Raw genomic sequence first — 13,389 nt, forward strand, 5'->3', positions numbered from 1 at the left:
CGTCTGCGCATGTAAATTTTATTTTTCATGACCGACGGCGCCTGCCAGTTCTATTACTGAATCTCTTTATATCCATAATTATCGCTTTATCCTTGATTTACCATCAGTTTAAGTTAAAATATGGGAAGGAATTCGATATTTTCAGTAAAAAGAAGGTGACATGTTGCAGAATCAACCTCATACTCTTATTGGAGTTACGAAAACCGCTGTATTCTTTTTATACGCTGCACTTGCAATCATCGGTTTTGCAATCGGGTATTTTATTCCGCAGATTGCGAAATGGGCATTATCCCTCCCCTGGGTCCCTCTTGAAGGACCTCTTCGGCTCATTACCTCTTTTCAGGGATCTACAGCTGCATTTATCACTGCTCTTCTCGGTATGTGTGCGGGGATTTGGTTCGCTCATTCTGTTATTGCAATGCTGCTGTCTGTCAAAATTACAGATCACACAGTGGAATTCATCAAAGGAAAAAAAGTGCAAACAATTCATTCCGATGACATCGCTCTTGTATTTATGGATCACAAACGGCTTGTCCTCCTGGGAACAGCCGGATATGAATTGGTACGGGAAGAAATTGATGAAAAACCAGTAAACGTTGAGAAGGCCTTTAGACAGCATCATTACGAATGGGCAACAGATGGTGATCCGTTTAAAGATCAATTTCGCCGATGGATTCCTGATGCACCAGACCTATCGCAAGGCGCCCATGCCTTATTAAAAGCTCGTCATAAAACGCTGCAGGACGAAGAAAAAGACGATATTGAAGAATTCCGTCTCGAACTGGCACAGCTGGGCATCGTTGTACGGGACGAAGGCACACGCCAATATTGGCGAAAAGCAGAAACCTATCCCCCGAAAATTCAGCACGGCGAAGGATTGTAACAACAGAGGCTCAAGAAAGAGCCTCTTCTTTACTACTGCACAATAAACAGCACTCTGGTACCGTCAGGATAGCTGCTCATTTGATTCCCTACCCACGAGCCGGCGCCGCGATTATCAGAAGGCGTCACATATCGGACATCAGCCCCTGCGCCGCCTTCCTCGCAGACCGCCATCGGCCACTCATCCCGGTCATAGCCCGGCTTGGTCGGGATTCCCTTTAAAGATTCCTCTCGCCTTTTGTCTGCTCCATCTCTGTCAATGGTACAAATATCTGGATGTCCCTCTGCAATCGCATCTCTAATATGACTGCCGGTTTCCGGATAACGAGACAGCGGAAAATATAGCACTTTGTCATACGAAGATGCGCCTTGGATCTGTTGCGGAACCATTAAACAAAGAAGAACTGCAGCAGCAAGAAACAGGCCTGCCATCCATTTTTTCATTCCCATCCCCCCATACCTTTGTTCATTTCAATGTATGGGCGCTTGATGAAGATTATTTTTAACATTTGAAGTTAGTATGCTGCTTACAAAAGCCTGACTCCCCCGCGAGAAATTTCCCGGTACAGACACAGACAGCCTCCCGGTCACATACATTTACATATAGGCTTTTGCCTACATACTTTTGTGGAGGTGACGATGGTGACAGGTGTTTTCGCAGCGCTCGGCTTTGTTGTTAAAGAGCTTGTCTTTTTAGTATCTTACGTGAAAAACAATGCCTTTCCACAACCGCTCTCAAGCAGCGAAGAAAAAAAATACTTAGAGCTCATGGCTAAAGGGGATGAACATGCCAGAAACATGCTGATTGAGCATAATCTTCGCTTGGTCGCCCATATTGTGAAAAAGTTCGAAAATACAGGTGAGGATGCAGAGGACTTAATCTCCATCGGAACGATCGGGCTTATTAAAGGAATTGAAAGCTATTCCGCTGGAAAAGGGACAAAGCTGGCGACGTATGCAGCGAGGTGTATTGAAAATGAAATCCTCATGCATTTGCGCGCATTGAAAAAAACAAAAAAAGACGTCTCCCTTCACGATCCGATCGGGCAGGATAAGGAAGGGAATGAAATAAGCCTGATTGACGTTTTGAAATCCGAAAACGAAGATGTGATTGATACGATCCAGCTCAATATGGAGCTTGAAAAAGTGAAACAATACATTGACATTCTAGATGACCGTGAGAAGGAAGTGATAGTCGGGCGGTTTGGGCTTGATTTGAAGAAAGAAAAAACGCAGCGTGAGATTGCCAAAGAGCTCGGGATCTCGCGCAGCTATGTATCGCGGATTGAAAAGAGGGCGCTGATGAAGATGTTTCATGAGTTTTATCGGGCTGAGAAGGAAAAGCGGAAGAAGGCGAAGGGGAAATAATGCAGAAGAGGCCGGATCTCATATTCCGGCTTTCTCTATTTGAAAGAGTTATGAAAATCATTTTTTTCATAGCTGATAAGCTCTCCGAGAAAGACGGTCAGGATCATAACAAATGACTTGACTTATAAGTCCCTTGCTTGCATCCTCCCTCAAGCGATTCAAAGCCGGACGTTCTAAAAAGCTCACCAGAAAATCCTTCGTCAGCATACTTCAGCACATCCTTAGTCCTTGCTTTCTTTATGCAGGCCTCGATTTGGCTGTCGATGCTCGATCCCTTGATCGCTTGTTCCTCGGTCGATACCCTTACATATATTGCCATCACCCTGGATCTCCTGCCTATAAAGTTTTATTAAATAATGATAGCAATCGTTCATGCATTTGTCAGCTTGCGCTCCCTCGATGATTATTACCTTCATAAAATGCATCACCCCTTGGGTAATGCTATGTAATAAGTGTTTGCCTAATGAGGTGATTTTCAATGAGTGTAAAAAAAGAAAAAACTAGTTACAGATCAGTAACTAGTTTTCACCTTAAACGATTTAAATGTTTGGTTTCACCATATCTTCTGGTTTAACCATCTCATCAAATTGTTCTTCCGTTAGCAATTTAAGTTGCACAGCAGCCTCTTTTAACGTCAAGCCTTCTTTATGAGCAAACTTAGCAATTTTTGCAGCATTTTCATATCCGATATAAGGATTCAATGCTGTGACAAGCATCAAAGATCCGGAAAGATTTTCTTTAATGGTTTTCTTATTAGGTTCAATACCAACCGCACAATGATCATGGAATGATTTTATTCCATCACTCAATAACTGCACGGATTGAAGGAAGTTATAGATAATAACTGGTTTAAATACATTTAGTTCAAAGTTACCCTGACTTGAAGCAAAACCAATAGTTGCATCATTCCCCATAATTTGAGCCGCAATCATGGTAAGGGCTTCACATTGCGTAGGGTTAACTTTACCGGGCATAATGGAGCTACCTGGCTCATTTGCCGGGATTGAAATTTCCCCGATACCACAGCGAGGACCGCTTGCAAGCCATCTAACATCATTCGCGATTTTCATTAAGTCAGCAGCTAATGCTTTCATAGCACCATGTACATACGTTATTTCATCATGACTAGTTAAGGCATGAAACTTATTTGGTGAACTTTTAAACTGTTGGCCTGTAAACTTCGAGATCTCCTCTGAGACAACTTCTCCAAACTGTGGATGTGCATTAATGCCTGTCCCTACAGCCGTACCCCCGATAGCAAGCTCACGCATCTTATCAGTTGCTTCCAATATCATTTCTTTCGAACGATTAATCATATATACCCAACCGCTAATTTCTTGTCCAAGCGTGAGAGGTGTAGCATCTTGAAGATGTGTACGACCTATTTTTACAATGTCATTGAATTTTTTTGCTTTTTCATCTAATGTGTTCCGAAGTTGATCAAGTGCAGGAACTAATTGTTCATAGATAGCTAATACACCTGCAACATGCATCGCTGTTGGGAAAGTGTCATTTGAACTTTGACTGCGGTTCACATCATCATTTGGATGTATGGTTTGGACAGAGCCTTTCTCTTTTAATAAAGATGTTGCAAGGTTTGCTATAACTTCGTTAACATTCATATTGCTTTGTGTTCCGCTTCCCGTCTGCCAAACAACGAGTGGAAAATTATCATCATATTTGCCTTCAAGAATTTCATCACAAACTGCGGTAATAACCTCTGTTTTTTCACTATCCAAATTCCCTAAACGATTATTAGCAATAGCTGTACTGCGCTTCAATATAGCAAAAGCTTTAACAATACGTTTTGGCATTTTTTCAGAACCTATTTTGAAGTTCTCTTTACTACGTTGTGTTTGCGCTCCCCAAAACTTATCAGCAGGCACCTTTATTTCTCCAAAAGTATCTTTTTCAATTCGATAGTTCATTAAAATAGTCCTCCTTCTGAACACGAAAATAGCTTAAAATTCATATAAAAATTTATTTATTTTGCTGCTAAATTTAGCTTAACACTAATAAATCATGATGTATAATGCATAATAAATATGATTTCAATTCTTTTATGTAATGATTTATAAGAAGAGAGGTTTTTTTATGGAATGGGAACAATTAGAGTACTTTCAAACTCTTGCTCGTATACAGCATGTAACCAAAGCTGCTGAAACGTTATCAATTACACAGCCAGCACTTTCTCGATCTATTGTTAGATTAGAAAATCACTTAGGTGTTCCGCTTTTTGATAGACAAGGCCGGTCCATTAAATTAAATAAATATGGGGAAATATTCCTCAAGAGGGTTGATTCCATGATTCGAGAATATACAGAAGGAAAGGAAGAAATTCAATCTCTTTTAAAACCGGATCAAGGTGAAGTGTCTTTAGGCTTTTTACACACCCTGGGTACAACAATAGTTCCAAATTTAATTGGAACGTTTAAAGATAATTACCCAAAAGTTCAATTTCAACTAAACCAGTCTCACTCTAATTTGCTTTTAGATAAACTAAAATCAGGTGAGCTTGATCTCTGCCTACTTGCTTCTTTTCCAGTCGAATCAAATATAATGTGGAAACCCTTATGGAAGGAGGAGCTTTTTTTATTTTTGCCAAAAAAACATGTGTTAGCTACTCGTGAGGATATTACGTTAAACGAAATAGCTAATGAGCCTTTTGTTTTAATGAAAGAAGGTTTCGCCCTTCGAGTGACAATAGATGATATTTTTGAGCAAGTTAATATTACCCCAAACATTGTATTTGAAGGTGAAGAAGCTACAACAATCGCAGGTTTTGTTGCAGCGGGTCTTGGTGTTTCAATTCTCCCTGATTTTAAAGGCTTAGACCAAACGAATATCGCAAAGGTTCGGATTAGTTGGCCAAGGTTTGAGCGTACAGTAGGTCTCTCTTGGATTAAAGGGAAGCACCTATCACCTGTCACTGAAAACTTCAAGCAATATATCATCAATCAGTTTCCTCAAATAGATTCGATATAGTATTAAATTACTGTTGTTGATGGCACGTCATAGATCCTAGAAATGAAAGCAAAAAAAAACACACCATAAATTTCTTGTGTGTTTTCAAAAATACTCATCATTTCAGTAACATCACCCGCGTACCAAGTCCTTAAAGCATTCCATATCGCAGGATTGCATATTCAGGTAAGTTGGTGTCGCTGATCAATGTTTGATTTTAATTGAAATGAAATTCGCTTTCCTTACTAGTATCTCCGGTACTCTAGAAGATGCCAGCTTTAGATACAGACGTCGAAGAATCCTTTATAACAGAATCTGTCGAGAGAGAAATCAAACTTTATTTGCCAAATACTCATCTATCGCTTTTAAAGCTTTCTTTTCTCCTCCTGATTCTTTAAAGCTTTTACTTATCATTTTGACATTTTCACGGTATGAAGGAGTGGATAATATGAGTTGCACAGCTTCTTGCAGATTTTTTACACTGACTTCATGTGGATCAATCCTATATCCGGCTTGAAGCTCTTCTAACCGATTGGCGATCATTGGCTGATCATTTGCTTGGGGGATGACGACAAGGGGCACTTCATAATAGAGAGCCTCACTCGTGCTATTCATTCCCCCGTGCGTAATAAAGACGTCCGTATGCTGTAAAACTTCCAGCTGCGGTATGTAATTACGAACAATGAAGTTCTCTGGAAAAGACCCTAGTTTGGATATATTGGTATTCTTCCCTACCGAAAGAATAACCTTCCCTTTGAATTCCCTGAAAGCCTCCACACAGGTTTTGAAAAAAGGTTCCCCCCCCAGTAGAAGGGTACCCATTGAAATATAAAGAACTTTCTGACCTTTTAATTCTTCTAATGGGAAGTCATTTGTTTGCATACGTTTCGTGATCGAGGGTCCAATAAAGATATATGAATCGTTTATATGTTCTCCACCTGGCTGAAACTCTCTACTTGTATAGACGATATTCAAATCAGCAGTATTCACTAGAAATTGAAAAGGGTTCTTTATCTTAACACCGAAACTATGCTCAATTTGCTCTGTTAAAGCTTCATTTTCCTTCTCAACTTCCGAAGATGGATTTAAGGAAGTAGTGCTACTTTTTATAATTTCTAAGAATTGTTCTTGGGGTATAACAAAAGACGATGATGAAGAGATAGACGGGATGTTTAAATAATCTTTGACTAATAATCCCGCACCGAACGTATCATGATACACATAATCAAATGATATGGAATCAGCCAGTTCTCGAACGATAGTCAAAATATCAAAGGAAATCCTTAAATGGACTTGCAAAAATTCATGAATACTAGTGTTTTGAGGTGTTCGTCCCTTAAGGTAATTTGGATGAAGATACGTCTTCGCACCCAAACCTTCAATTCGCTCCTTAAATTCTTCTGTTGTTACGTAATGAACCGAATCTCCCCGATTAATTAATGCTTTAACGATACCAAGAGTTGGATTAATGTGCCCCTCACCTGGAAAATTAATCATTAGTACATTCATAAGTCCATTTCCCCTCCTATTTTAATTCACTCAGAAAATAAAAACTTTTAATTATAATTTAATGCTAATATTGAATTGTTCATTCAATATCTTTATATACTGGTCTTGATTAATAACCTCCTTAGTTTTTTTACCATTTTTAATTTGGATGAATTTGTCTTGTGTTAAAGTAATATGTCCGTTTTCTACAAGTTTCACAGCGAGAAGAGCTTTATTAAATGGTGATTTTTCATTTTCTATAATGGTTTCTTGCATCTCATTTAACTCTGTTATCGAAATCTCGTTAAGTCTAAATGCATACCCTAGTTTCCATTCCTTATTTTTTAATATATCTTTTTCTTTCATTTCAAAAACATATGATCCTTTTTCGGTAAGCAACTTTCTCACACGATAATCTCTAACTTTAGTTTGTACAGCCTCACCTGTAAAAGGAACCGGTGAAAGTGGAAGAAATGAAGCAAATCCTGAATCAATTAGATACATGATATGATTATAAGTTAAGAGTATAGCTACATGTGTATTATCAAGGGCCCAACTCTCTGACGAATGATCATATATCGTTGCTGATACTAATTGTACATTGAATCCACAATCTTTAAGGAAGTAGTATAAAAGAGGGTTTATCTCGTAACATAATCCGCCTCGATGATTGTCTAAAAGTTTTTTTTGAAGGTTTTCTTTTGAAATCTCTTTATGGTTTTTATAGATGACATCTATATTTTCAAAAGGAACACTTTTAGCAAAAGAGCTAAGTATACTAGGTAGGTCTTCGAATTTAACTATTTTCTTTGGTTCTATCTCTAATCTTGAAAAGAAACTATCCTTTAATTGCACCATTAAACATCCTCCTTTATTTTCTAATACTATAAATGACCTTTCTTTTTTGGTCTTATCAATATTTAACCTTAAGATAAATCATTCATTACCTGTTTCAGAATATTGGTCTTTTTTCTTTAAAGTAAGGGCTAAAATGAAAGAGACAACCGCAAAGACAATCGCTACATAATAAACTGCATGAACACCTTGGGTCATACTTTGTATGTTCAACACAGTTTTATTGGCTTCGTTTGAATGTTGAATATAATACTGAGAAGCGACTGCCATAATACTTGTATAAAGAGCCGGACCGATTGCACCAGAAACTTGGTTAATGGTATTAGAAATTGCTGATCCATGGGCATGCAGCTGTTTAGGAACTTGATTTAGTCCTAGAGTCATCACCGGCCCTATACTCAACCCTACTCCAATTGTAAATGCTGCATAAAGAATGGCAGCTGTTGTCGTAGTTGTTTCGTTTGAAATCTGAGTGAATAAACATAAAACGATCATTAAAAGAATTAAACCAATGATTAGCAGTGGTTTAAAACCAACCTTATCAAACAATCTTCCGCCAATCATTGCTGTAAGTGCCAGCGTGATTCCGCCAGGCAGCATAAGAAATCCCGTTTCTAATGGTGTCAAGCCGGCAGCTGTTTGAAAGTAAAGAGGTAAAATAAGCATCATCGAGAACTGAATCATCATAATGAGAAACATCAGAAACATCGCTCTTGAAAAAACTGATGACGTAAATGGTTTCATGCTGATCATAGGTGACGTAAGCTTCGTTTGTTGTCTGACAAATAAAGCAAGAGCTAGCACCCCAACAGCAAACGTAATCCATACTATTGGGTTTCCCCATCCAGATGCTTCACCAGCTGTACTAAATCCATAAACAACTCCGCCAAATCCAACTGTCGAAAGAACCACTGATGGAACGTGAATCGTCGGTTTAGATGTTTCAGACACATTGCAAAGTTTAAAGAAAGCTATTATCAAAATGAGCACCGCTGCAATCAAAAGACCTAAGAAAACGATTCGCCATGAATAATATTGAATAATCAAACCAGAAATTACAGGTCCGATCGCTGGAGCAAATAAAATCGCTACGTTGAAAATCCCCATCACAGTTCCGCGTATACTTACCGGTACAAGTGTTAACATTGTACTCATGACTAATGGTAAAACAATACCTGTTCCCAATGCTTGAATCATACGGCCAATAAAAAGCAAAGAGAAGAATGGCGTAATATAACCAATCAATGAACCAATCACATATAAACACATCGCTGTGATAAACAGTTGCCTTAGTGTAAACCGTTGAATTAAAAAGGCTGATACCGGTACGGATATTCCGATGATAAGCATATAGCCAGTTGATAGCCATTGTGCAGTGCTTGTTGTAACGTGCATTGTTGAAATGATGCTGGGCAATGCCACATTCATTACAGTTTCACTGATTAGGCATAGAAAATTCCCTAAAATTAAAATGAAGAGAATGACTTTGCTTTGTGTACTCATTTTTTCATTTGTTGTCATGATTTTCACCTCTTTTGTCCGAGATAGCTTAATTAAACTCTATTTGAACAAGCAATGCTTTTGTCGCCAGAGAGCCTTTGATCCAAGGTTAGATATTAAAATCCAATGACCTAGTTTCTTCAGGCTCATTTCCCGACCGAACAAAATGATGACCATCAATTTGTTTTTATTCCACTGGTACCCCCATTTCTAAAGAGGTAGCTTGTTTCGTAAGTTTCCAACCTAGTAAGATAATAATCAAACCTAAGGTGATAAGAAGATATAATGTCGGAACAAAACTTCCTAAATAATCATGAAGAAAACCGATGATAAATGGCCCCACTGCACCAATCATATATCCAATGGCTTGAGTCATTGCTGACCAAGTGCTTGCTTCTATAGGTGAAGTTGTCTTATCTATTGGTAATAATAAAGTGAGTGAAACAAGACCACCGCTGCCAATTCCTAAACATATGCTTGCAACAATAGGTGTTACGTTTGTAAAACATAACAGGGATAAACCAATCATCACGCTGAGGGTGAGGAATGTAATCCAAAATCTTCTGCTTGGCATGACCTTTAAGAGACTAGGCAATAAAAGAGTAGCCGGCAGCTGTGCAAGCATAGATATTGTACCGATAAGTCCACCAAATGCCGCAGTTTCTCCTTTTTCCTCTACAATTGCTGGCAGCCAAGCTGCAAAACAATAAAATAAAAGAGTTACAAGCCCTACAAAAGAAGTTAATAACCAGGCCTCTTTATTTTTTAATGGTAAAGATGCACGACTCTTTTTTGACGATTGATTGGTGTGATGATGAGCGTGTTTTGTGACCATAAACCAAAGTGGAAGAGCGACTAAAGCAAAAATACTCCAAAAGGCTAATCCGTTTTTCCATGAATCATTTAGCATGTGTTGAAGCGGTGTCGTCAGCCCAATAGAAATAGATGCACCAACGACCATTGACGTAGAATATATGCCTATCATGGATGCAGCATTCTCTGGAAAGTAACTTTTAATGAAGCCAGAGAGCAGAGGGCTGACAATCCCAATTCCTGCACCAATAAACAAAGCCGTTATTAATAGGTATATTGAGGAATTTGAAAAGAAACGCAGAAACGTTGCAATACCTATACAGGCGATAAAGAATGTGATAATTTTCTCTGATTGATAGCGATTGGCCAAACGACCAGCAAATAATGAACAAAAACCAAAACATATTAAAGGAATAGACGTGAGTAAACTCGCTGACATCGAACTCATGCTTAGTTCCTCCGTTATTCCGTGTAGAACTGGGCTAACTGAAGTGATACCCGGTCTCAGATTAAATGCAGCTAGTATAAGTGCAAATAGAAATAATCTATTACGATTGATCATACTTGTTACCTCCGATTAATTTCTTGAAGTTTAATTCTCTCTAATGGTACATGAAGTTCACACATAAATAAAATGCATATTAATTATATGACGGATAACAAAATTGATATGTAAAACACAAATTCAACTTATTGTTCAGATATCCGAAATGGGAAGTTTTACAAAATACGGTGAGGAGCTACACATGATAACCTGCGTACAATCTTAGTTTTCGTACTTGGCTGAAATGATGGAAGAACGGGGACTCTTCATTGCTCATACAACATCATGTGCAGGGTTTATCAATATGATCCTGAATTAGATGAGCAATGATTCTTGACTTATTTTTGCCCCGAAAGATGTTGCATTTACTTTGGTCATATTACGGCTGATTTTAAAAAAGTCATAAGTCTGGGGTAACACCAGCATTTTGACATAAAACCCATGATAATACGTTTATTGGAAAAACAAAAGCTGATTTCTCCAACTCTAAGGAGCCATCAGCTTCAATGTTATGTCTTTAAATGTGTTCTATCACTTATCTTTAATACTTAATTTGTAAAGAATTAATCTATGATATCTTATAAATCTGGCAACGATATGATTTTAAGGGTTCGGAACCTGACATGGGATCCAACTGCTCTATACCTACCAATTGATTCACGTTTGCACCTTCAGCTGAAAATGGATCAAATCCTAATAACTCTAGCTCATCACACTTATCCCACCATCCTGCTTGAGTATATACCGTACCCACGGGTATACTCTGTGTAATTCGAGTGACAGCCTTGATTCTACCATTAGGAGATACCAATTGAATCCATTCACCATCATTTAATTTATACATTTGAGCTGTTTCTGGGTGAATCTCAACAAAAGGATCAGGATGCATTTTCCTTAGTTTAGCAATGTTTCGATGCTGGCTATGACAATAAGATTTTAATTTAAATGAAGAAAGAACTAACGGAAAATCATTTGATTTATCCTGATAATGTGGAACAGTTAATGGTTTTTCAAATTGGGGCAGTGGATCATACCCATGCTGTAACAAAAACTCGGAATAAATCTCCAACTTCCGCGTTGGGGTGGAAAAGCCACTGACTATTCCATTCAGCTTTTCACTATATTTACAATATTTCACTTGTAAGGGGATTGATATCCCTGCGGGCTGAGAACGAAGTTGATCTAATGTTAAATTCAAAGGTTCAAGATAGTAATTAAACGCTGCTTCAATATCCCCATTCCAAAAATCATCTTCATAACCCAATTCTAATGCCAGATCCATTATGATTTGCAGGTCAGGACGAGTTTCCCCAGGGGCCTTTGACAGTGCAGGTTTGTATTGAATATGTTGAACCGTTTGTAAACTCCCTTCAAAACCAGCCAACAGACTTGGTGACTCCCATGCATGTGCAGCAGGTAATACAATATCTGCAAACCTTGTCATAGGGCTATGAAACATGTCGACATGGACATGAAATTCTAGTTTTTTTAAGGCCTCAATCATTTTTCCGGTTCCTGGGTTTTGTGTGACCATATTACTCCCAAAACTTAATAACGCTCGTATAAGGTAAGGTGTTTCGTTCAATACAGCATTAGCAAAATCATACCCTGTTGCAGAAATTTTCGGAGCACCTAGGGGCCTCTTCTCTATTCCTAAACGCTTCTGTTGTTGTGAACGCGTTATAAAATTTTGATCTTTAATTAGATTAACTGGTAATGATGGAAGGATAATATTTCCTCCCTGCCTATCAAAATAACCAGTCAGACTATAAAGGATACATAATGCTCGATTGGTTGATGAACTATTTACATGCTGTTCTAAGCCATTCCATGAATAATAAGATATCGGATCTACACCGCATAATAATTCCCCAAGCTCCATTAATTTTTCATATGAAACACCCGTTATTTTTTCCACATTTTCTATCGTGAAAGAAGAGACTCTTTTCAATAATTGAGAAAATACGGTTTCTGAAGAAACGCTTTCATTTGTATATTCACCTGTAAGTAAAATATTTTCTGACCATGTTTGGGGATCTTCTCGGGTATCAATTTTATATGGCTTCTGATTCTTATCAAGAGCTAAAAATTCATATGGACGATGATTTTCCGGTCGAAGGAACTTCCCCGTTTGCTTATCCACTAAGAAAGGGGCATTGGTCCAATTAAGTAGAAATTTATGATCAAATGAATTATTCTCAAGTAAAAAATGAATACAACCTAATATTAAGGCAATATCAGTTCCATGATTCGGAGCAATCCATAAATCTGCCGATGCAGCTGTCGTTGTTCTACGTGGATCAATTACTACTAGTTTGCTCCCTCTTTTTTTCGCTCCCATGAGCCTTTTCCATGTCTGAAGATTCGTATCTGCTGGATTGTGTCCCCATATCAATATTAAATTAGCATGTTCAAAGTCGGGTTGAGGTAATCCAACACCATACGTGTATTTTGATCCCTCATCCCTTGCCCATTGGCAGACATTTGTATGGGAAATATAGTTGGGAGTGCCGTAAAGATTCATCAAGCGCTGCAGATATGGCCCCCAGTTAAAACTTCCGCTCGCACCAACAGTTGGAAAAGTGTATGATACCGATTCTGCCCCTGTTTCAGAACTGATCTGTTTTAACTTATCAGTAATGGTTTGTATGGCTTCTTCCCATGTGATTCTTTCCCATATCGGTTCTTTTCCCTTTGGGTTAGTTCTTTTTAAAGGGAAAAGAATACGATCAGGATGATTGACTATTTGAGGAGCTGCTGCTCCTTTTGGGCAGATTCCCCCATTCGGATGATTTTTATCTGGAATCACCTTTACTAACTGATCATTTTCCGTAATGGATATAACCCCACATTTTGAAACGCATTGCGAGCAAAATCCCGATCTTCTTTTTTCACTAGTATTCATCATACTTGTCTCCTTTTTAAGATTAGAGTCATTAGTCAAAACCTAGGAATCTTTTCAATCGAAATGATTT

11 protein-coding genes and 2 pseudogenes are annotated in these 13,389 nt (G+C 38.2%); 4 read left to right on the top strand and 9 right to left on the bottom strand.

What is annotated here, in order from left to right; translation table 11 throughout:
- The first annotated feature begins 160 nt into the window (after nucleotides 1–160).
- Complete coding sequence (locus tag CW370_RS08140; RefSeq protein ID WP_101169550.1) at nucleotides 161–883, top strand: YqeB family protein; 723 nt, start codon at nucleotides 161–163, stop codon at nucleotides 881–883.
- 32 nt (nucleotides 884–915) lie between these two features.
- Here the strand turns inward: CW370_RS08140 and nucB are convergent, their stop codons facing one another.
- Entirely contained in the window at nucleotides 916–1,326 is a 411-nt protein-coding gene (gene nucB, locus CW370_RS08145) for a sporulation-specific Dnase NucB (protein ID WP_009967785.1), read from the bottom strand.
- 195 nt (nucleotides 1,327–1,521) lie between these two features.
- Between nucB and sigK the strand changes: the two genes are divergently transcribed.
- Complete coding sequence (sigK, locus tag CW370_RS08150; protein ID WP_013308023.1) at nucleotides 1,522–2,250, top strand: RNA polymerase sporulation sigma factor SigK; 729 nt, start codon at nucleotides 1,522–1,524, stop codon at nucleotides 2,248–2,250.
- Entirely contained in the window at nucleotides 2,250–2,366 is a 117-nt protein-coding gene (locus tag CW370_RS21235) for a hypothetical protein (protein WP_041850087.1), read from the top strand. Before sigK ends, CW370_RS21235 begins: the two co-directional genes overlap by 1 nt.
- Here CW370_RS21235 and CW370_RS08155 read toward each other — a convergent pair.
- The 3 genes and pseudogenes from CW370_RS08155 to fumC form a co-directional block, all read right to left on the bottom strand.
- Nucleotides 2,332–2,530: pseudogene (locus CW370_RS08155) on the bottom strand (recombinase family protein); the annotation flags it as partial. The gene CW370_RS21235 and the pseudogene CW370_RS08155 overlap by 35 nt on opposite strands.
- A pseudogene (locus tag CW370_RS21500) lies at nucleotides 2,488–2,666 on the bottom strand (hypothetical protein). The pseudogenes CW370_RS08155 and CW370_RS21500, both read right to left, overlap by 43 nt.
- 123 nt (nucleotides 2,667–2,789) lie before the next feature.
- A complete protein-coding gene (fumC, locus tag CW370_RS08165) occupies nucleotides 2,790–4,178 on the bottom strand; it encodes a class II fumarate hydratase (protein WP_101169552.1) in 1,389 nt (462 codons plus the stop codon).
- Nucleotides 4,179–4,344: 166 nt separating this feature from the next.
- Here fumC and CW370_RS08170 point away from each other — a divergent pair, with 166 nt between their 5' ends.
- Complete coding sequence (locus tag CW370_RS08170) at nucleotides 4,345–5,235, top strand: LysR family transcriptional regulator (RefSeq protein ID WP_014480326.1); 891 nt, start codon at nucleotides 4,345–4,347, stop codon at nucleotides 5,233–5,235.
- A gap of 309 nt (nucleotides 5,236–5,544) precedes the next feature.
- Here CW370_RS08170 and CW370_RS08180 read toward each other — a convergent pair whose 3' ends face one another.
- From CW370_RS08180 to CW370_RS08200, 5 genes are all read right to left on the bottom strand, one after another.
- Nucleotides 5,545–6,723, bottom strand: a complete 1,179-nt coding sequence (locus CW370_RS08180; protein ID WP_032725153.1) for a macrolide family glycosyltransferase — start codon at nucleotides 6,721–6,723, stop codon at nucleotides 5,545–5,547.
- A gap of 51 nt (nucleotides 6,724–6,774) precedes the next feature.
- Nucleotides 6,775–7,560 (bottom strand): arylamine N-acetyltransferase family protein, encoded by a 786-nt coding sequence (locus CW370_RS08185; protein ID WP_101169553.1) that lies wholly within the window; start codon nucleotides 7,558–7,560, stop codon nucleotides 6,775–6,777.
- Between the two features lie 78 nt (nucleotides 7,561–7,638).
- A complete protein-coding gene (locus CW370_RS08190; protein WP_088112558.1) occupies nucleotides 7,639–9,081 on the bottom strand; it encodes a DHA2 family efflux MFS transporter permease subunit in 1,443 nt (480 codons plus the stop codon).
- A gap of 163 nt (nucleotides 9,082–9,244) precedes the next feature.
- Nucleotides 9,245–10,432: an MFS transporter gene (locus tag CW370_RS08195; protein ID WP_088112400.1), complete on the bottom strand. Its 1,188-nt coding sequence runs from the start codon at nucleotides 10,430–10,432 to the stop codon at nucleotides 9,245–9,247.
- Nucleotides 10,433–10,982: 550 nt separating this feature from the next.
- On the bottom strand, nucleotides 10,983–13,319 hold the full coding sequence (locus tag CW370_RS08200; RefSeq protein WP_199878750.1) for a molybdopterin-containing oxidoreductase family protein: 2,337 nt from the start codon (nucleotides 13,317–13,319) through the stop codon (nucleotides 10,983–10,985).
- Nucleotides 13,320–13,389: the final 70 nt, after the last annotated feature.

Origin of the sequence: Bacillus sp. SN32, from assembly GCF_002837495.1 — a bacterium.
Lineage (GTDB): Bacteria > Bacillota > Bacilli > Bacillales > Bacillaceae > Bacillus > Bacillus subtilis.

What these genes read in the sequence shown, in the direction of transcription:
- CW370_RS08170 (WP_014480326.1), top strand. Translation starts at nt 4,345, where the DNA reads ATGGAATGGGAACAATTAGAGTACTTTCAAACTCTTGCTCGTATACAG.
- sigK (WP_013308023.1), top strand. Translation starts at nt 1,522, where the DNA reads ATGGTGACAGGTGTTTTCGCAGCGCTCGGCTTTGTTGTTAAAGAGCTT.
- CW370_RS08140 (WP_101169550.1), top strand. Translation starts at nt 161, where the DNA reads ATGTTGCAGAATCAACCTCATACTCTTATTGGAGTTACGAAAACCGCT.
- CW370_RS08180 (WP_032725153.1), bottom strand. Translation starts at nt 6,723, where the DNA reads ATGAATGTACTAATGATTAATTTTCCAGGTGAGGGGCACATTAATCCA.
- CW370_RS08195 (WP_088112400.1), bottom strand. Translation starts at nt 10,432, where the DNA reads ATGATCAATCGTAATAGATTATTTCTATTTGCACTTATACTAGCTGCA.
- CW370_RS21235 (WP_041850087.1), top strand. Translation starts at nt 2,250, where the DNA reads ATGCAGAAGAGGCCGGATCTCATATTCCGGCTTTCTCTATTTGAAAGA.
- CW370_RS08200 (WP_199878750.1), bottom strand. Translation starts at nt 13,319, where the DNA reads ATGAATACTAGTGAAAAAAGAAGATCGGGATTTTGCTCGCAATGCGTT.
- nucB (WP_009967785.1), bottom strand. Translation starts at nt 1,326, where the DNA reads ATGAAAAAATGGATGGCAGGCCTGTTTCTTGCTGCTGCAGTTCTTCTT.
- CW370_RS08185 (WP_101169553.1), bottom strand. Translation starts at nt 7,560, where the DNA reads ATGGTGCAATTAAAGGATAGTTTCTTTTCAAGATTAGAGATAGAACCA.
- fumC (WP_101169552.1), bottom strand. Translation starts at nt 4,178, where the DNA reads ATGAACTATCGAATTGAAAAAGATACTTTTGGAGAAATAAAGGTGCCT.